The 17,035-nt window shown below is 45.2% G+C and carries 17 protein-coding genes; 14 read left to right on the top strand and 3 right to left on the bottom strand.

Translation table 11 applies throughout. The annotated features are described in order from the left end of the window. Positions 1-107 precede the first annotated feature (107 nt). The 10 genes from QUA47_RS14685 to vapC all read left to right on the top strand — a co-directional run bounded on the left by QUA47_RS14685 (position 108) and on the right by vapC (position 9,752). Positions 108-3,203, top strand: a complete 3,096-nt coding sequence (locus tag QUA47_RS14685; RefSeq protein ID WP_333431268.1) for a response regulator — start codon at positions 108-110, stop codon at positions 3,201-3,203. 10 nt (positions 3,204-3,213) lie between these two features. Then, a complete protein-coding gene (locus QUA47_RS14680) occupies positions 3,214-4,188 on the top strand; it encodes a diguanylate cyclase (RefSeq protein ID WP_333431267.1) in 975 nt (324 codons plus the stop codon). Positions 4,189-4,537: 349 nt separating this feature from the next. Then, on the top strand, positions 4,538-5,167 hold the full coding sequence (locus QUA47_RS14675) for a macro domain-containing protein (protein ID WP_333431266.1): 630 nt from the start codon (positions 4,538-4,540) through the stop codon (positions 5,165-5,167). A gap of 381 nt (positions 5,168-5,548) precedes the next feature. Beyond that, positions 5,549-6,154, top strand: a complete 606-nt coding sequence (locus QUA47_RS14670; RefSeq protein ID WP_333431265.1) for a hypothetical protein — start codon at positions 5,549-5,551, stop codon at positions 6,152-6,154. 163 nt (positions 6,155-6,317) lie between these two features. Beyond that, positions 6,318-8,105 carry an aspartate--tRNA ligase gene (gene aspS / locus QUA47_RS14665; protein ID WP_333431264.1) on the top strand — a complete coding sequence of 596 codons (1,788 nt, stop codon included), beginning with the start codon at positions 6,318-6,320 and terminating at the stop codon, positions 8,103-8,105. A gap of 222 nt (positions 8,106-8,327) precedes the next feature. After that, complete coding sequence (locus QUA47_RS14660) at positions 8,328-8,552, top strand: hypothetical protein (protein WP_333431263.1); 225 nt, start codon at positions 8,328-8,330, stop codon at positions 8,550-8,552. Beyond that, positions 8,549-8,734, top strand: coding sequence for a type II toxin-antitoxin system YoeB family toxin (locus QUA47_RS14655; protein ID WP_333431262.1), 186 nt, complete (start codon positions 8,549-8,551; stop codon positions 8,732-8,734). The genes QUA47_RS14660 and QUA47_RS14655 overlap by 4 nt, the downstream gene beginning before the upstream one ends. Further along, positions 8,730-8,819 (top strand): type II toxin-antitoxin system YoeB family toxin, encoded by a 90-nt coding sequence (locus QUA47_RS14650; RefSeq protein ID WP_333431291.1) that lies wholly within the window; start codon positions 8,730-8,732, stop codon positions 8,817-8,819. Before QUA47_RS14655 ends, QUA47_RS14650 begins: the two co-directional genes overlap by 5 nt. 329 nt (positions 8,820-9,148) lie before the next feature. Next, positions 9,149-9,361 (top strand): type II toxin-antitoxin system VapB family antitoxin, encoded by a 213-nt coding sequence (locus QUA47_RS14645; protein ID WP_333431261.1) that lies wholly within the window; start codon positions 9,149-9,151, stop codon positions 9,359-9,361. Beyond that, entirely contained in the window at positions 9,348-9,752 is a 405-nt protein-coding gene (gene vapC / locus QUA47_RS14640; protein WP_333431260.1) for a type II toxin-antitoxin system VapC family toxin, read from the top strand. The genes QUA47_RS14645 and vapC overlap by 14 nt, the downstream gene beginning before the upstream one ends. Before the next feature lie 31 nt (positions 9,753-9,783). Here the strand turns inward: vapC and vap15 are convergent, their stop codons facing one another. Continuing rightward, positions 9,784-10,020, bottom strand: coding sequence for a type II toxin-antitoxin system VapB15 family antitoxin (gene vap15, locus QUA47_RS14635; protein ID WP_190655710.1), 237 nt, complete (start codon positions 10,018-10,020; stop codon positions 9,784-9,786). A 271-nt stretch (positions 10,021-10,291) separates the two neighbouring features. Next, positions 10,292-14,383: a HEAT repeat domain-containing protein gene (locus tag QUA47_RS14630; RefSeq protein ID WP_333431259.1), complete on the bottom strand. Its 4,092-nt coding sequence runs from the start codon at positions 14,381-14,383 to the stop codon at positions 10,292-10,294. Between the two features lie 106 nt (positions 14,384-14,489). On the opposite strand from QUA47_RS14630, the gene QUA47_RS14625 reads away from it, so the two are divergent. Further along, complete coding sequence (locus QUA47_RS14625; RefSeq protein WP_333431258.1) at positions 14,490-14,711, top strand: hypothetical protein; 222 nt, start codon at positions 14,490-14,492, stop codon at positions 14,709-14,711. A gap of 163 nt (positions 14,712-14,874) precedes the next feature. Here the strand turns inward: QUA47_RS14625 and QUA47_RS14620 are convergent, their stop codons facing one another. Continuing rightward, entirely contained in the window at positions 14,875-15,108 is a 234-nt protein-coding gene (locus tag QUA47_RS14620; protein WP_190663608.1) for a hypothetical protein, read from the bottom strand. A 75-nt stretch (positions 15,109-15,183) separates the two neighbouring features. On the opposite strand from QUA47_RS14620, the gene QUA47_RS14615 reads away from it, so the two are divergent. The 3 genes from QUA47_RS14615 to QUA47_RS14605 all read left to right on the top strand — a co-directional run bounded on the left by QUA47_RS14615 (position 15,184) and on the right by QUA47_RS14605 (position 17,021). Further along, on the top strand, positions 15,184-15,501 hold the full coding sequence (locus QUA47_RS14615) for a ribbon-helix-helix domain-containing protein (RefSeq protein ID WP_333431257.1): 318 nt from the start codon (positions 15,184-15,186) through the stop codon (positions 15,499-15,501). A 6-nt stretch (positions 15,502-15,507) separates the two neighbouring features. Next, entirely contained in the window at positions 15,508-15,714 is a 207-nt protein-coding gene (locus tag QUA47_RS14610) for a ribbon-helix-helix domain-containing protein (RefSeq protein ID WP_006633396.1), read from the top strand. 116 nt (positions 15,715-15,830) lie between these two features. Then, entirely contained in the window at positions 15,831-17,021 is a 1,191-nt protein-coding gene (locus QUA47_RS14605; RefSeq protein ID WP_333431256.1) for a M20 family metallopeptidase, read from the top strand. Positions 17,022-17,035: the final 14 nt, after the last annotated feature.

The following is a 17,035-nucleotide window of genomic DNA, read 5'->3' as shown; positions in this document are numbered from 1 at the left end:
TTTGATTAGGACTATGGAATTAGGAACAGCACACAAGAATACAATCTAGTTATTCGTAATTTTTGAACAAAACCTCCTTAATTTATATTAATAATTACTGCTCTAAAATGCCTCATAAAATTACCCAATCTTCCCAAATTACTCCTTTAAATTTAACAAATTTAGAGGAATGCACTGAAGAATCCGTGTATGCTCCCGGTCATATTCAGCCCCACGGAATCGTTTTATTGATGCAAGGAAACAGCCTCAATATTTTACAAGCTAGCGAAAATGTAGAAGAGTTTTTTGGCATTTCTGCCCAAGAATTGCTAGGTCAGCCATTGCCAGATTTATGGGGTCGCGAGCGAGTACAAGAAATTGTCAGGCAGCTCAATGAAGAACAACTCAACATTCATAATACTTTTGATATAAAAATACCTCTAAAAAATGGCAAAATTCAAACATTTAGAAGCACACTGAATCAACTACCAGATGAGTTGATTCTGGAGCTAGAACCCCAATTGACTATTGAAAATGATCGTTCAATCAATTTTTATCAGCGTCTGCAAGCAGTTATCCTCAACTTTCGCAGTGCGATCGATATTTCGGATTTAGCTCAAACCATTGCTAGAGAAGTGAAAGCCCTGACCGGGTTCGATCGCGTGATGATCTATCGTTTTGAAGCAGATGAGCATGGGGTGGTGATTGCTGAAGAGAAAGAAAGCTATCTAGAAAGCTACCTGGGATTGCATTACCCGGCGATCGATATTCCCGTACCCGCCCGCAAATTGTTTTACCGCAATTGGATACGCCAAATTCCCAATATCAATTACACTCCGGCCCGCCTAATTCCTACCAACCATCCCCTAACCAATACACCCCAGGATCTAAGTGCTTGTGTGTTAAGGGGAGTATCTCCCTACCACATTGAATATTTGCAGAATATGGGAGTTGCTGGGACACTGACGATTTCGTTAATTGACGATCGCCGCCTCTGGGGATTAATTGCCTGTCACCATTACAGCCCGCGATTGGTAGATTACGAAACTCGCAAAACCTGTGAATTTTTAGGACAATTTGCCTCGATCGAACTGGTACATCAGCAAGAGCGAGAATTGAACGTTTACCGATCGCAGGCGAAAAATATTCAGGATCAACTTCAGCAGGCATTCCGGCGAGATTCTAATTTTATCGAACAGGTATTGACCGAAAATGCTTCTCAACTGCTAGATTTAGTTCATGCTCAGGGAGCTGCAATTCTGCTCGATGGTGGTCTGACATTGGTGGGTAAAACACCATCTGAAGCTGAGGTTGGCGCTCTCATGGAGTGGTTGCTGCAACAAAACAAAGAACGAGTGTTTGCAACCGCTTCTTTGTCTCAGTTGTATCCCCAAGCGAAGCAATTCAAAGATCGAGCTAGCGGTGTTTTAGCAATCTCAATCTTTCTATCCTACACCAAACAAAAGTCATACCATATCCTTTGGTTCCGACCCGAACAAATTCAAACTATAAACTGGGCAGGTAATCCACATGATGCTGTGTCGATCGACGAAATTGGAAAAATGCACCTGTGTCCCCGCAAATCCTTTGAACTGTGGCAAGAGACAGTGCGGGAGATGTCTTATCCGTGGGAGATTGCAGAGTTAGAAGCTGCCGCCGAAATGAGACATATCCTCATGCTGGCGGTGTTAGAATTTTCGCAAGCTGCCCTAGAACACGCTGCAGAAAGGGCAGCAATAGCCAACCGTGCCAAAAGCCAGTTCCTTGCCAACATGAGCCACGAGCTCAGAACGCCACTCAACGCCATTCTGGGATTTACCCAGCTTATGAACCGCAGCCCCTATATCGCAGAAGAATTTCAAGAGCATTTAGGGATCATTACCCGTAGTGGAGAACACTTGCTGACATTGATCGACGATGTTTTGCAAATGTCTAGGATTGAAGCAGGGCAAATGGTACTGAGTACAAGCTGTTTTAATCTGCATCGACTGCTGGGTTCTATTAACGAGATGTTCAGCATCAAAGCGCCTGAGAAAGGGTTACATTTGAGCAGCGAGTGGGATGCTACTGTCCCCCGTTATGTCTGTGGCGATCAAGCAAAACTTCGCCAAATCTTGATTAATCTGGTGGGGAACGCGATCAAATTTACAACAACAGGAACGATCGTGCTGCGCGGACGAGCTTTTTCATCAGATGATATGCCATCCGGTACAATTAGCGATCGCGCCACTAATCCACCCGATATTAAACCAACTATTACGCTGTGTCTCGAAGTTGAGGATACCGGATCTGGCATTTCTCCCTCCGATTTAGAATCAATTTTTGACGCTTTCATGCAAACCAATCGCGGTCGTCACGGTCGGGGAACAGGTTTAGGACTGTCTATCAGTCGTGAGTTTGCGCGTCTGATGGGAGGGGATATCACCGTGCGAAGCACCCTGAATCGAGGCTCGACTTTTACCTGCCATGTGGTTTTGGAACTACCAGAGTCCGTTGATTTAAGGGAACCTGAAATTAGCGATCGGATTATCGGGCTCGCACCTGGGCAACCTATCTACCGAATTCTAGTAGTAGAAGACGTTCCAGAAAATCGGCAACTGCTGGTGACGCTGCTGGAGTCAGTTGGCTTTGATGTGTGTGCGGTGGAAAATGGGGTAGAGGCGATCGCTCGTTGGCAAACATGGCACCCTGACCTGATTTTGATGGACATTCAAATGCCTGTCATGGATGGTTATGAAGCGACGAGACAGATTCGAGCGCAACAGTCATTAGTCATTAGTCCTGGGTCATCAGCAGATAACTCAGGGCAAATGTCACAGAACAAAAGACAAATTACACGCATCATTGCCCTCACTGCCTATGCTTTTGAAGAAGATCGTATCGCCAGCCTGCAAGTCGGTTGCGATGACTACATTGCCAAGCCGTTTAATGAAGACACACTTTTCGACAAAATAGCTCATCACTTGGGCGTCCGCTACTGCTACGCCGAAAAACTTCCGCCAGACTCATCAGCTTCGCCACCAAAGATATTTACTCCAGACTTAAAAACCATGCCAACCAAGTGGATTGCAGAAGTTCATGAAGCAGCATTAGATCTTAGTGATAATAAGCTTTATGAACTTATCGCTCAAATTCCCAAGGAGAAACAAGATTTCATCGCGGCGATGACATCTCTGGTCGATAACTTTCAGCTTGAAGCGATCGCAACTCTCACCCAGATTTAGGAATAAGACCATGACAGCTTTATTCAAACTTGCGGCCCAAACGAATATTCTCATCGTGGATGATACCCCAGACAATCTGCGCTTGTTAGCCAAAATTCTAGAGTCACAGGGCTATATTGTGCGTAAAGCGCTCAACGGCAGAATGGCACTCCAAGGTGTTCATCGCGACCCACCGAGTCTGATTTTACTTGACATCAATATGCCGGAGATGAATGGGTACGAAGTCTGCCAAAAGTTAAAAGCATCGGAAGCCAGTGCTCAGATACCAGTTATTTTTATCAGTGCGCTTGAACGAGTGGAAAACAAGGTACTAGCCTTTGAACTGGGTGGTGTAGACTATATTACCAAACCGTTTCAAGACCAGGAAGTGCTGATGCGAGTAAAAAATCAATTACTCATCCAACAGCAACGCCAACAACTGCTCGAACAAAACCAACGTTTAGAACACGAAATCCAAGAACGTCTGAGAGCAGAAGCAGAAGTAAGGCAGCTATCCGTGACCGATGAATTAACTGGATTATATAACCGACGAGGCTTCTTTTTACTAGCCAATCAACAATTAAGAATTGCTCGACGCACGCAAACATCCTATTTTATTTTGTTCGCTGATTTAGATGGTTTGAAAAAGATTAACGACACTTTAGGACACGAAATGGGAGATAGAGTAATCGTTGACGCAGCTCAAATATTGAAGCAAACCTTTCGTGAGGCGGATATTGTGGCTCGACTGGGAGGAGATGAATTTGCTTTATTTATTCCTAACTTTTCGGGTGATTCATCTAGTAATTTTCATGGTCGGCTGCAAGAAAATATAGATCGCTTTAATCAACAGTCCGAGCGAGCTTATATATCAATAAGTCTTGGTGTGGAGTTTGGGGATTTAAACAATGAAGTTTTATTAGAACAATTGCTGGCAAAGGCTGACAAACTAATGTACGAGCATAAACGCACCAAACGCTGTTTAAATCCTCAACCGTTCTTTTGAGAACAGCGATATAGGAGCGCCATAAGCATTATTTATTAAACGTGAGTTCAAGCGAGAAAGAGTAAACTGAAAACAACATAGGGAAACAGCTTGCAGACTTTAGCCCCTCAGCCGGAAAACACGATGCAGTACACATCATCACACCTAAACCTGAGAGGGTAGCAACCGGCTTAAAAGCTCTCTCTGTATTAGGTTAAGGGTGTGTGCGCTCAAAAAATGTCGTAGCTATTGAACATTTGCTAGTTGAAATCGAGATGAATTTTAAATTCAGCCGACTTATGTAAAGTATTGTAGGATTAAATTGGCGATCGCTCTAGCTGTTCGCAATTAAAATTAAGAGAGAGTATTTATGCAAATTGTGCTGGCTACCTTAGACGATGACTTAGTTAGAGCGTGGCAAAGCACTTGCGGCAATATGGAAAATGTCAAGATATACCACGGCTCAATCTTTGATGTGAAATGCGATGCTATTGTTAGTCCTGGGAATAGTTTTGGTTTCATGGACGACGGCTTAGATTTAGAAATTTCGGAATATTTTGGAGGGCAGGTTCTTCAACGCTTGCAAAAACTAATTCAGGCTCGACATTACGGTGAACTATTAGTAGGAATGGCAGAAGTTTTAGACACAGATCATGATGAAATTCCCTATTTAATAGCTGCACCAATTATGCGCGTTCCCACAGTTTTAAGAGAAACAGTAAATGTTTATCTAGCAACCCGCGCTATTTTGACGCTGGTAAAATTTGGCTCAGTCCCCGATGGAACGCCAGTCAAACATATCATTGAAACTATCGCTATTCCCGGCATGGGTACGGGAATGGGCAAAGTGCCGCCACATATCTGCGCCAATCAAATGAAAGTTGCGCTCGAAGAGGTACTCTTATCTCAGTACGAATTTCCTCAATCTTTACTGCACGCTCAAAGATGTCACCACTTGTTATATACGGACGAAAACGAAGATTTGCAGTTGGAAAAGTGAAACTATTAAAGTGACCCGTTTTATTGTGTTGAGAAACCAAGTTTATTAGTGTGTGTGTTTTGAGGTAGAGAGAGTTATCACAAATTTAAGTGCGCTAAACCGTACCTGCAACTTGGCGGTACCCTACACACGAGAGCAACTTTAGTAGATATAATGTAATAAAACTGAGGTCATTCCAACTAGGTAAGCGCGGATACAAAAATTGATAAAGCTGGAACAAGAATTGCCTAGTTTTTATTAAATGCCACAATTCCTTCGGGCGCTAAACCTACAAAGTCGGTATAAAAGACCACAATTCCTTCGGGCGCTACACCTACAAAGTCTGCATCCAGGGACTGTGAGATTTTTTGAAAATGTTTACTACCACAGGAGAAGATTGATATGACAGATCCAAAAGTAACCGAGGAACCAATTTTAGAGGCAACTCTCGAAACGACGGCGATCGTCAAAAAAGAGATGCCCGACGCGACTGATGAGGCGATCGCAGAAACTGCGGCGCTGTTTGAAGCAATTAAAAAACGCGCCACCGCCGAAGTGCAAGCAGCGGGCGAACTCACCCGCGAAGCTTATTTAAAAGCTGTGAATAAGGCCTCCGGGGCGATCGAAGAAAATAAGGATCTCGCCCACGAGAGAGTCACAGCAGCAGTCAGGCTGATTAAAAAAGAATCTGAGAAAAATTGGCTGGTGGTAGATGCGATTAAAACGCGGGCGCAAGCGCAGGTTCAAGAGGCCGGCGAAGTCAGTCGCGAGACTTATTTGAAAGCTGTGCGACAAGCGCGAGAAGCGGTGGAACAAAATAAATTGATCGAACGCGATCGCATCGAACAAGCTGTTGACCATATTCACACGGAAGCTGAAAAGAATTGGCACGTTATTGTGAAGCAAATTGAGTCGATCGGCACTCGCTTGACGGATGCGGCTAAGTCTGCATGGAACTCGCTGACGGCGTTTTTTGACAAGTCTCACAGCGATCGCGGAGATTCCTAGAAGGGCCAGCCGGGGGTTGGGAACTCCCAGCGGGTTGTTAGGCTAGCTAGCTTTGGAATTAATTCCAAAGCTAATGGCGATCGTGGGTGCATTTGCATTCAGCAGAAGTTTCAGGCATACTGCATAATTAAAAAGCTTTATTTTTAGTCCACAACCCCGAATTATGAGAAGTTACTACTGCGGCGAACTGCGAAGCGAACACATCGGAGAGACTGTCACCCTTTACGGCTGGGTGGATCGCCGCCGCGATCATGGCGGGGTGATTTTTCTGGATGTGCGCGATCGATCGGGTATCGTGCAAATTGTCAGCGATCCTGAACGCACCCCCGATTCCTATCACGGGGCTGAGGCTTTACGCAGCGAATACGTGCTTAAAATTACCGGGCGAGTCACCGGCCGCCCCGCAGATTCCCTCAACCCGAAATTGCCTACGGGTGAGGTGGAAATTTATGCTGACGAAATTGAGTTGTTAAATGCGGTTCGCAAACAGTTACCGTTTCAGGTGGCGACGGCGGAAAATGAAAGCGTGCGGGAAGATTTGCGGCTGAAATATCGCTATTTGGACTTGCGGCGCGATCGTATGAGTCGCAATTTGCAGCTTCGCCACCAAGTTGTCAAAGCTATGCGCCGCCACCTGGAAGATGTGGGAGGTTTTATTGAAGTTGAAACCCCGATTTTAACGCGATCGACTCCTGAAGGTGCGAGAGATTATTTAGTGCCCAGCCGCGTCAATTTGGGCGATTGGTACGCTTTGCCGCAGTCGCCGCAGTTGTTCAAACAATTGTTAATGGTTTCGGGTTTGGACAGATATTATCAAATTGCCCGCTGTTTCCGCGATGAAGATTTGCGCGCCGACAGACAGCCGGAATTTACACAATTAGACATGGAAATGAGTTTCATGTCTTTAGAAGAAATTATCGAATTAAACGAAGGTTTAGTCTCCCAGATTTTCCAAAGTGTCAAAGGCGTAGAATTGCCTCGTCCTTTTCCGCGCTTGACTTACGCGGAAGCCATGGATCGCTACGGTAGCGACAAACCAGACACTCGCTTCGGTATGGAATTAGTTGATGTTTCCGATTTGATGAAAGATTCGGGATTTAAGGTATTTTCCGGGGCGGTTGCTGCGGGCGGAATTGTGAAAGTTTTGCCGATTCCGGGCGGGAATGATGCGATTTCTAACGTGCGGATTAAACCGGGTGGCGATTTGTTTAAGGAAGCCAGCGAAGCCGGTGCGAAGGGATTGGCTTACATTCGGGTGCGCGATAACGGCGAAATTGATACGATCGGCGCAATTAAGGATAATTTGACGGAAGCGCAAAAACAGGAATTGCTCGATCGCACGGGCGCGCAACCCGGTCATTTGTTGTTATTTGCAGCGGCTGACGCGACAACTGTCAATAAGACTTTGGATAGATTGCGTTTGTTTGTCGGTAATGAATTGGGATTGATAGACAAAGACAAGATGAATCTGCTGTGGGTGACAGATTTCCCGATGTTTGAATGGAACGCTGATGAGAAGCGTTTGGAAGCTTTGCACCACCCGTTTACTGCGCCGCATCCTGACGATATTAATGATTTGAAAACTGCGAGAGCTCAAGCTTACGATTTGGTGTTAAACGGTACAGAAGTCGGCGGCGGTTCTCTGCGGATTTATCAGCGGGATGTTCAGGAAAAAGTGTTTGAGGCGATCGGCTTATCGACGGAGGAAGCTTACAATAAGTTTGGCTTTTTGTTGGATGCGTTTGAGTATGGAACTCCGCCCCACGGAGGCATTGCTTACGGTTTGGATCGGTTGGTGATGCTGTTGGCTGGCGAGGAATCGATTCGCGATGTGATTGCGTTTCCGAAGACGCAGCAGGCTGGTTGTTTGCTGACGAATGCGCCGGCTGCGGTGGATGAGAAGCAGTTGAAGGAGTTGCAAGTGCGATCGACTTATACGCCGAAGTCATAAGCGGATGGGGACTTAGGCAAAGCCTATGTGTCATGCTGAGAGAATGGAAGCATCTCAATCGATGCTTCGCTACACTGCGTTTTGTTCAGCATGACAGACACGATTCTGCGTCCTGGACTGTGATTGAGTCAAAACTTTGGCTGATACTGTATGCTCTAATTACATTCCAGGTCTTTAGACTAAAAACGCTATAATTAGCATAATCGAAAATAGGTAAAAACGATGTCAACAGTTTATCGTTTAAAAGCCAGCGAACTCAATCATCATTTTTTAGAACAAATCAAGGCGACTTTTGGAGATAAAGAGATTGAAATAATTGTTTCTGAGTGTGATGAAACCGAATATCTTTTGAAATCCGAAGTCAACAAAAATAGACTTTTAAAAGCTATTGAAAATGTTAAAGAGGGGCAAAATTTAGTTGAATTTAACTTACAGAATTTGCAATGAGCAGAAGAATTGTTTTTGAATCTTCTGCTTTTGCGGATTTTAATGAATGGGCAAAATTAGACAAAAAGATTTATCGCAAAATTGTAGAATTGATTAAAGATATAGACCGCTCACCTTTTGAAGGATTGGGAAAACCTGAACCTCTGAAATACGAGTTAAGTGTCCCGGTAAGGGCGCATTGATAACGAACATCGTTTAGTTTACCAAGTTACGGAGCCAGAAATTGCGATCGTGGCTTGTAAGTATCATTACAGTGAATCGATGTGATTGCGTTTCCGAAGACGCAGCAGCCGGGTTGTTTGCTGACAAATGCGCCGTCTGCTGTGGATGAGAAGCAGTTGAAGGAGTTGCAAGTGCGATCGACTTATACCCCCAAGTCATAAGGGTATAAAACGCCTTGACAATTTAACGATTTGTAAATTCCTGACTTCTTTGAGAAGTCGGGAATCTGGGTAGTTTGAGTTTGGTGTCGTTGATGCAGAGGAGTTGGAGAGTTTGGTTGAGGTTGGTTGAGGTGAGTTGGGGAAGTTGGGTTAGGTTAAGGCTTGGGTGTGGCTATGCCATAATGAATGAGAGAATGAAATCAACCATTAACCATGACAACCACCGTTGAACTTAACGAAGAATTGGTTAAAGAAGCCTTTCGCTTAACCAATTTCAAAACAGAAAAAGAATTGATTGACTTTGCTTTGCAAGAATTAATTCGCACCCGTAAAAAGCGGAATTTACTCGATTTAAGCGGACAAATTCAATTTTCGAGTGACTACGACTACAAAGCTTTGCGGGAAAACCGAAATGTTTCTGATTGATACCTCAGTCTGGATCAGCGTTTTCCGCGACAGGACAGGTGTAGTACGCCAATCCTTGGAAGCAATAATTAATGATGAAAGTATTTTTTTGAACCGATTTACTCAGATGGAGCTTTTGCAAGGTTGCCGAGACGATCGCGAGTGGATACTATTAGAAACTTATCTCCAAGAACAAGACTACATCGAGTCTACGCCTAATACTTGGGTAGCGGCTGCTCGGATTTACTACGATTTGCAACGACAGGGGCTAACGGTTAGAAGTAGTATCGACTGCTGCATTGCCCAACTCGCGATCGAACACCAACTTATTTTAGTTCATAACGATCGCGATTTTGAAACTATTCAGAGAGTGCGATCGCTCAATTGCTTGCGCTTCCAGCCTGACAATTAATGAATATTGTTTGGAATCATAGTTAATTACTTTAAGGGCTGGTTTTTCTGGCATGAATTTCGCTTCGGACTGCTTCTACTTCTTGGGTGATAGTTTCTAAAGAAAGCTCATCGGTTCTAAATGATTCCAAAAGAGCTGTTAATTTACTGTTTAATACTTCTTTTTCCAGCTCTTGACTTAACTGCAATTTTTCGGGATATGGCAGTTGTTTGACTAGGGCTAAAATTTGCTCAAAGTTTAGGGAAAGTTGATAGTTGGCTAGAGTCATTGTTCGTTATGTTTAGGGCTTGTCGATATTTTATCTCAATTTTTTGGATTGAGGATGGCTTTAATAGTGCTGGAGGCACAGGTGGCTAGAAACCGGGTTTTTTCCGAGAATACTTCGCTACACCTTGTAGAAGCGGCCAAAAACCTGGTTTCTTTGGTTTGCGGGTGGTCAGAAACCGGGTTTTTTTTCGAGAATACTGCATCCCGACCTTTAACTAAAGTGAAAAACCCGGTTTCTTTGGTATCTATGCGTAACTCCCGACTGTCAAAACTTAGGACTCTAGATGAAGTCGTTTGAGCCAGTTTACGACAGTTTGAAGTAAATCGGGGTCATGGGGGGAGAAGGTTTGCAGGGGTGGATGAGGTGTGTCGGTGATGAGACAGATTGTACCCTCGAAGCGGGTAAGGGCATCGAGGAAAGTAGGGCTAAAACCTTGGGTGGCGGGGGATGTGGGGTCTTGGTAGAAGATGAGGATGGGGTGTTTGTCGCTGTGGCGGCGGAGTTGATTCCAGTAGGATTTGAGTTGGGGGAGGGTTTCGGGTTCGCCGTTGGGGCGTTGGGGACAGTTTTGGTCGAGGAATTGTTCGTAGATTTCGAGGGCGGGGTTATCTGTGTGGATGAATTTGCTGGTGTCGATGCAAATTAGCTGTACGGATTCGATTAATTGTGTTTCTACAAGTCTGGCATCAAGGATTTTGGGTAAGTCTGCTAAATTGAGGCTTTGGGTGAAGGGGGTAGAACCGACTCCTGTTGTTTCTGGGACTTCTGGATGGGGTGTGGTGAGTTGATGGTGCCATGCTTGATAGAAAGTTGGGTAAGGCAGATTTTGGGCGCAGTTCCCGATGATTTCAAAGCATTTTTCGTAGAGGTGAAAATTAGTTTCATGGGTCTGATCGCACAGAAATTGCTGCAAAGCCGAGACAACTGAAGGCATTTGGTCATTTTGCACAATTTTATTCAAAATGTTAGCGACTCCCCAACGAGTGTAATAATCATTAGTAGCTGAGAGAATTCCGATTAAAGCAGCGATCGCCTCTGGATTCCCTGGATCAATTTCAATCAAACTTTCAGCGACTTCCCGACGGGTAGACTTATCATTAGTCGTTGAGAGAATTGTGATTAAAGCAGCGATCGCCTCTGGGTTACATGGGTCAATTTTACCCAAAATTTTAGCGACCTTCTGACAGATATCCTCATCATTAGTAGTTGAGAAAATTCCGATTAAAGCATCGATCGCCTCTGGATTGCCTGTGACAATAATTTCACCCAAACTATAAGCGACTGTCCAACGGGTATACTCATCATTAGTAGTAGCTGAGAGAATTCCGATTAAAGCAGCTATCGCCTCTGGGTTGCCTGGATCAATTTTACCCAAACTCTCAGCAACACTTTGACAGGTATCCCGATCATTAGTCGCTGAGAGAAGTGCGGTTAAAGTAGCGATCGCCTCTGGGTTGCCTGGATCAATTTTACCCAAACTCTCAGCAACACTTTGACAGGTATCCCGATCATTAGTCGTTGAGAGAAGTGCGGTTAAAGTAGCGATCGTCTCTGGGTTGCCTACGGCAATTTTACCCAAACTCTCAGCGACCTTTGCACGGGTATCCTGATCATTAGTCACTGAGAGAAGTGCGGTTAAAGTAGCGATCGCCTCTGGGTTGCCTACGGCAATTTTACCCAAACTCTCAGCGACTATCCAACGGGTATACTCATCATTAGTTGTTGAGAGAATTGCGATTAAAGAAGCGATCACCTCTGGGTTGCCTACGGCAATTTCACCCAAACTGTCAGCGACTCTCCAACGGGTATACTCATCATCATTAGTATCTGACAAAATCCCGATTAAAGCAGCGATCGCTTCTGGGTTGCCTACGGCAATTTTATTCAAACTGGTAGTGACTTTGGTAAGAGTATCGTGATCATTAGTCGCTGAGAGAAGTGCGATTAAAGCAGCGATCGCCTCTGGGTTGCCTGTAGCAATTTTACCCAAAATATCAGCGACTCTCCTACGGGTATAATCATCATTAGTCGTTGACAGAATTGCGATTAAAGCAGCGATCGCATCTGAGTTGCCTGGGTCAATTTTACTCAAAATATCAGCAACACTACTACGAACCTTCTCATCTTCAGTAGTTTTCAGTAAATCAATGAGTGGGTTGACCGCTATATTATAGTTGGTCTGTAATAGTGCTGCTCTTGCTCCCTCTGCAAGTGGATATATAAATGTCTGCCATTCTTCTTCTTCAATGTTGAAATAACCGCAGCCCCACTTAATGATTGTTGCTACTATTTCATCAGCCCGCGAACAATCTTTAAACTCACCTATCCCCGCAGCAGCTAAAAAATAGGCTCCATATCGATAAAATTTATCACACCCATCATCAAACCCAATCAATGCCTCAATAAACTCCTCCTTCTGATTCCGATTCACACCCTCCAGCCCCAACCACAGCAAAATCACCTGCTTCCACTGCACTTCAAAAATCCGATATTCCTTCCCCACCACCGGAAAATCAACATGATTCCGAGGTAAAAAATAATCCCAATCATCCACCGCCAACGCCGCAAAATACTCCTGAAAAGTCGCATGATAAAACGCATAAACATATTCTTCAGGTTCATCAAAATCGATGCCTACCCGATTCAACCATCCTAGATATAACGCCAATGATAATAAAGAAGTTTCATCGCTGCGTTCTCCTAAATACTCACTAACTAACTGATAGGACAAGCGAAAACGACCTGATTTGCCATCAATTGCAGCTTTTGCTAATTCTCCTAACGCTTCATGTAAAAGTTTCTGACACTCACTCTGAGTTTTTCCACATAGCTTTGCGTAGGCTTTGATAAATTGCTCTTTCCAGCGATAGATATACTTAATAAAAATTGCATATAATTTTGCCTGAGTATCCGGTAAAATTCCCTTTCTCGAACTCCAAATTTGACACAACATCCACAACCGCAACGGATTTTGAATCAACTCCTTGAGACGGGAATTTTCCGATTCTGCCAACGCCAACTCCAAACTCTCCCCCGTCGCAGCATCCCCCATCCCCGCAAACCAACGGCGAATATACTCCGTCACCTGTTCCGAATTAAACTGCAAATTGCGAAACACATCAAACCCCGAAAAAGCATTTTTATCCGCCTCCCAAACATTCACCCGACAAGTCACCACCACCCGCGCCGCCTGCACCCATGTCCTTAACAAATCTTTCGCTAACTGCTGCATTCCTTGAGTGTGCGTCATTTCATCCACACCATCCAGCAACAACCAAACCCGACCGATTTGCGGCTCTAAATCACCGCGCGTCACTTCTCCTGGACACCGAGACAACCACACCTTTTCCAAATACTGACAGATATCTTGCTCCCCTAATTCAGCTAAATCTATCCAAATCGGCAACCCCAATTCTTGCTCTAAAATCCAATCGGCAATCTTCTGCAACCGCGTGGTTTTCCCCGCACCCGGTTCGCCAATAATCGCAATTTTCCGCCCTTGACTGATGTCGCTTTTCCCTTGTCGCAACACATCCTCAAAAAAGCGTTCTTCCGCAATGGGAATGAGTTTTTCTGCTTCTTTTTCCTTTTCTTCCTGCTGATTCCTTGGCTGAGGTTTGGGTTTTTGGCGTTCAACAATGGCTAAGGGAACATAAACCCCATCCAGTTGCGGAGTCATCCCGTTGGCGTTGGTGAATAGATTGGTGGTGAGTTGCTGTTGTTGGGCGAGGTTTTGGCGACAGATTTCTTGCCAGTTTAGGGAGTTTTTTGCACCTCCCGAATTTTCAGCTTTTTCGACTGTGACAGAGCCAATTTTATCCTGCCATTGCTTCTCAATTACTTCTAAATTTTTTTTATGCTTAGTTTGATGATATAGTTTGAGGGAAAATTTCCAAAAACCTTGATTTCTTGCACTAGGTTCAAGGACAAGTATACCTAAGTCTTTCAGACAGTCGAAAACATCTTGGATTGCCTCTCCTCTTCTCTGGGCGTTATCGACATTCTTTTCATCCTTGGGTTGAGAGAGTTCTAACGCTTTTCCGAAACATTCCACCAACGTCCATAAATCTTCTTTAGTGATTCCTTTGTCAACGATTTTGGTTTGTTTGTTGCATTTTTGCTGAATTTTCCCGGATACCCGCAACTCCTTTCCATTTTGTACCCATTCCAGGTTAAACGTAGCTTTCAGCTTATCCCCCGGCACGGCAATTTTCTCATCCGCGAGGGCGAGTAAGGCCTCAACCAGTTTGAAAACGTTGTTTTTTGTGGTGGCGTTTTTCCCGTATTTTCGTGCCATCGCTACCTTTTGAATAAAATTCATCGTCGCTTGGGCAAGTTTGCCCAAACCAGTTGGTTTGCCCAAGCGCTTAACCCCGATTATACAAGGGTTTCAGAATTTTTGGTTTTTGCTTGATTGGGCAAAAGCCCAAAAAAACAATTTACCTCATAAGCACAAAACGAGGTGAATTATGAACGACCAAGAAGACAGAATCAAACAACGCGAAGCATTAGAAGATGCTCATGACAATTTTGTTCAACCCTATGTTAATCAATTGATTGAAGTTAACGCGCAGTCTTCACCCAATATTGATGTTGCGCTTCCTGGGTTTTGCTGTGTGTCGGCCTGGTTGGGATTGACTCTGTTATATTGTTTTTGGATGCGCTGGCGATCGCCAATTAAAAGATTCTGACGATCGTACTCCTGGAGGCAGAAACCGGGTTTTTTACGGAAATACTGCATCCGGGCCTTTAACTGTCGTGAAAAACCCGGTTTCTTTGGTATTTATGGGTAAGCCCTAAATGAGACAGAAAGGACGATCGCACTTTTTCAATTCGTGCGATCGCCCTCAAAGATTACTCTTTCCAGTAACGGGTTAAAATCCGAATTACCTCACCCGCTATCGGCGATGGTAGAGGCGGGCTCCATTCCCCAACTTCTGCAAAACCTAAAACGTGCAACAGATTAACAATGCTGTCTACCGCTTTGGGAACGCCACACAACAGCAAACGAATCGGTTGTTTACCTTGAGGTACGTCAGGAATTTCTTCCCGAAGTAGTTCGGGAACAGATTTTGGCTGTGATATCATAGGTATTCCTCCTGAATATGGGAGTTCAAGCCCCCACCGAACGATTGCAACTCTGAGCGGTGGGGGTTTTGTTTTGTGTTCACTCTAAAGTATCACGGTATGCACTCCGAGTCAACCCTTGAGGGTGAAATTGATACTGTAGAGGTCAAAAAAAGGTACAATAGGGCAGTAAAAGCACAAATAACAGCCTTGCCAGCAAAACTCCCCAGAATAGTTGTATATCTTCCAGAAGAACTTAAAGCAGACCTAGAGCGGTTAGCCAAATCGCATTATCGGCCGGTCTCGAATATGGTGTTGACATTAATTCAAGAAGCAGTAGATGAGGCTAAATCTGAGGGGAGAATTCAAAGCGAAGAGCGATCGCAGCAACAGAAAAGCGATAGCGACGAGTAAAATGACATGGTGAACACGCTACCCCCAAACAATGTGAGTCCTGCAAAATCTCCCAGAGTTGCCTTTTACCCGCCGCCCGAAATTAAGGAGAAATTAGAGAAGCTGGCGAGCATTGAGCGTCGTTCGATGTCCCAAATGGCATTACTTTTGGTGGAGGAAGGGCTCGAAAGAGCGCAGAAGGAAGGGAGGTTCAATGAATCCAAAGACGATTAAGCCGCTGGAACAGGCAGGATGCCTGTTCAGGAGAATGGTGCTTGATGTGGGTTCACCCCAAACATATGCGTTAACCTAGTTGACTACAACTTGTACCGCACTCCCCAACTAAATTCATGCTTCCCCGCATCAAAGAATTAGCCGCCACCCTAGCACCCCGCTTAATCGAAATTCGCCGCCACATCCACTCCCACCCCGAACTCAGCGGCCAAGAATATCAAACCGCCGCCTACGTAGCCGGAGTTCTCGCTTCCAGCGGAGTCCGCGCGATCGAAGGAATCGGCAAAACAGGAGTGCTCGGCGAACTCAAAGGCCACAGCAACGAGTCCCGGTGGCTGGCAATTCGCACCGATATGGATGCTTTGCCGATTCAAGAACGCACTAACTTAGAATTTGCTTCCCGCAACGAGGGAGTCATGCACGCCTGCGGCCACGACATCCACACCACCGTCGGTTTGGGCGCAGCCATGATATTGTCTCAGCTAGGGGAAAAATTGCCCGGTCACGTCCGCTTCTTGTTTCAGCCGGCGGAAGAGATTGCCCAAGGTGCTCAATGGATGATTAAAGACGGCGCGATGGAAGATGTTGACGGCATCCTCGGAGTGCACGTTTTTCCGACGATTCCCGGCGGTTGCATCGGTATCCGCCACGGGGCACTGACGGCGGCGGCAGATGACATAGAATTGATTGTGATGGGCGAATCCGGCCACGGTGCGCGTCCCCACGAGGCGATCGACGCAATTTGGATTGCTTCTCAGATAATTACCACCTTGCAGCAGGCCATTAGCCGCACGCAAAATCCTTTGAGGCCACTGGTTTTGACGATCGGGCAAATTAACGGCGGACGAGCGCCGAACGTGATTGCCGATCGAGTAAAATTATTGGGAACTGTGCGATCGCTGCATCCAGAAACCCACGAAAAACTGCCGGCTTGGATCGAACAAATTGTTTCTAGCGTCTGCGCGACTTACGGCGCTAAGTACGAACTCACCTACAAGCGCGGCGTGCCGGGAGTCCAAAACGACCCAAAACTCACGCAATTAGTCGAAACTGCTGCTTTAGAAGCTTTAGGTCGATCGCGCGTCCAAATTTTACCAGAACCATCCCTCGGCGCGGAAGATTTTTCGATGTACTTAGAACACGCACCGGGAACCATGTTTCGCTTAGGAGTGGGACTGACTGAGAAACCGAACTATCCCCTCCATCACCCGCAATTTGAGGTTGATGAAGCGGCGATCGTGACCGGCGCTGTCACCTTGGCCTATGCCGCCTACCAATATTGGAAACAGCATCCAGGTTCACACTAATAGTCTTCGACGTA

It is taken from the genome of Microcoleus sp. MON2_D5 (assembly GCF_036701905.1).
Taxonomy (GTDB): Bacteria; Cyanobacteriota; Cyanobacteriia; order Cyanobacteriales; family Microcoleaceae; genus Microcoleus.
The sequence above is the reverse complement of the archived record's forward strand: the minus strand, read 5'-3'. Positions and strand labels throughout refer to the sequence as shown.

What these genes read in the sequence shown, in the direction of transcription:
- QUA47_RS14685 (WP_333431268.1), top strand. Translation starts at nt 108, where the DNA reads ATGCCTCATAAAATTACCCAATCTTCCCAAATTACTCCTTTAAATTTA.
- QUA47_RS14680 (WP_333431267.1), top strand. Translation starts at nt 3,214, where the DNA reads ATGACAGCTTTATTCAAACTTGCGGCCCAAACGAATATTCTCATCGTG.
- QUA47_RS14675 (WP_333431266.1), top strand. Translation starts at nt 4,538, where the DNA reads ATGCAAATTGTGCTGGCTACCTTAGACGATGACTTAGTTAGAGCGTGG.
- QUA47_RS14670 (WP_333431265.1), top strand. Translation starts at nt 5,549, where the DNA reads ATGACAGATCCAAAAGTAACCGAGGAACCAATTTTAGAGGCAACTCTC.
- aspS (WP_333431264.1), top strand. Translation starts at nt 6,318, where the DNA reads ATGAGAAGTTACTACTGCGGCGAACTGCGAAGCGAACACATCGGAGAG.
- QUA47_RS14660 (WP_333431263.1), top strand. Translation starts at nt 8,328, where the DNA reads ATGTCAACAGTTTATCGTTTAAAAGCCAGCGAACTCAATCATCATTTT.
- QUA47_RS14655 (WP_333431262.1), top strand. Translation starts at nt 8,549, where the DNA reads ATGAGCAGAAGAATTGTTTTTGAATCTTCTGCTTTTGCGGATTTTAAT.
- QUA47_RS14645 (WP_333431261.1), top strand. Translation starts at nt 9,149, where the DNA reads ATGACAACCACCGTTGAACTTAACGAAGAATTGGTTAAAGAAGCCTTT.
- vapC (WP_333431260.1), top strand. Translation starts at nt 9,348, where the DNA reads ATGTTTCTGATTGATACCTCAGTCTGGATCAGCGTTTTCCGCGACAGG.
- vap15 (WP_190655710.1), bottom strand. Translation starts at nt 10,020, where the DNA reads ATGACTCTAGCCAACTATCAACTTTCCCTAAACTTTGAGCAAATTTTA.
- QUA47_RS14625 (WP_333431258.1), top strand. Translation starts at nt 14,490, where the DNA reads ATGAACGACCAAGAAGACAGAATCAAACAACGCGAAGCATTAGAAGAT.
- QUA47_RS14620 (WP_190663608.1), bottom strand. Translation starts at nt 15,108, where the DNA reads ATGATATCACAGCCAAAATCTGTTCCCGAACTACTTCGGGAAGAAATT.
- QUA47_RS14610 (WP_006633396.1), top strand. Translation starts at nt 15,508, where the DNA reads ATGGTGAACACGCTACCCCCAAACAATGTGAGTCCTGCAAAATCTCCC.
- QUA47_RS14605 (WP_333431256.1), top strand. Translation starts at nt 15,831, where the DNA reads ATGCTTCCCCGCATCAAAGAATTAGCCGCCACCCTAGCACCCCGCTTA.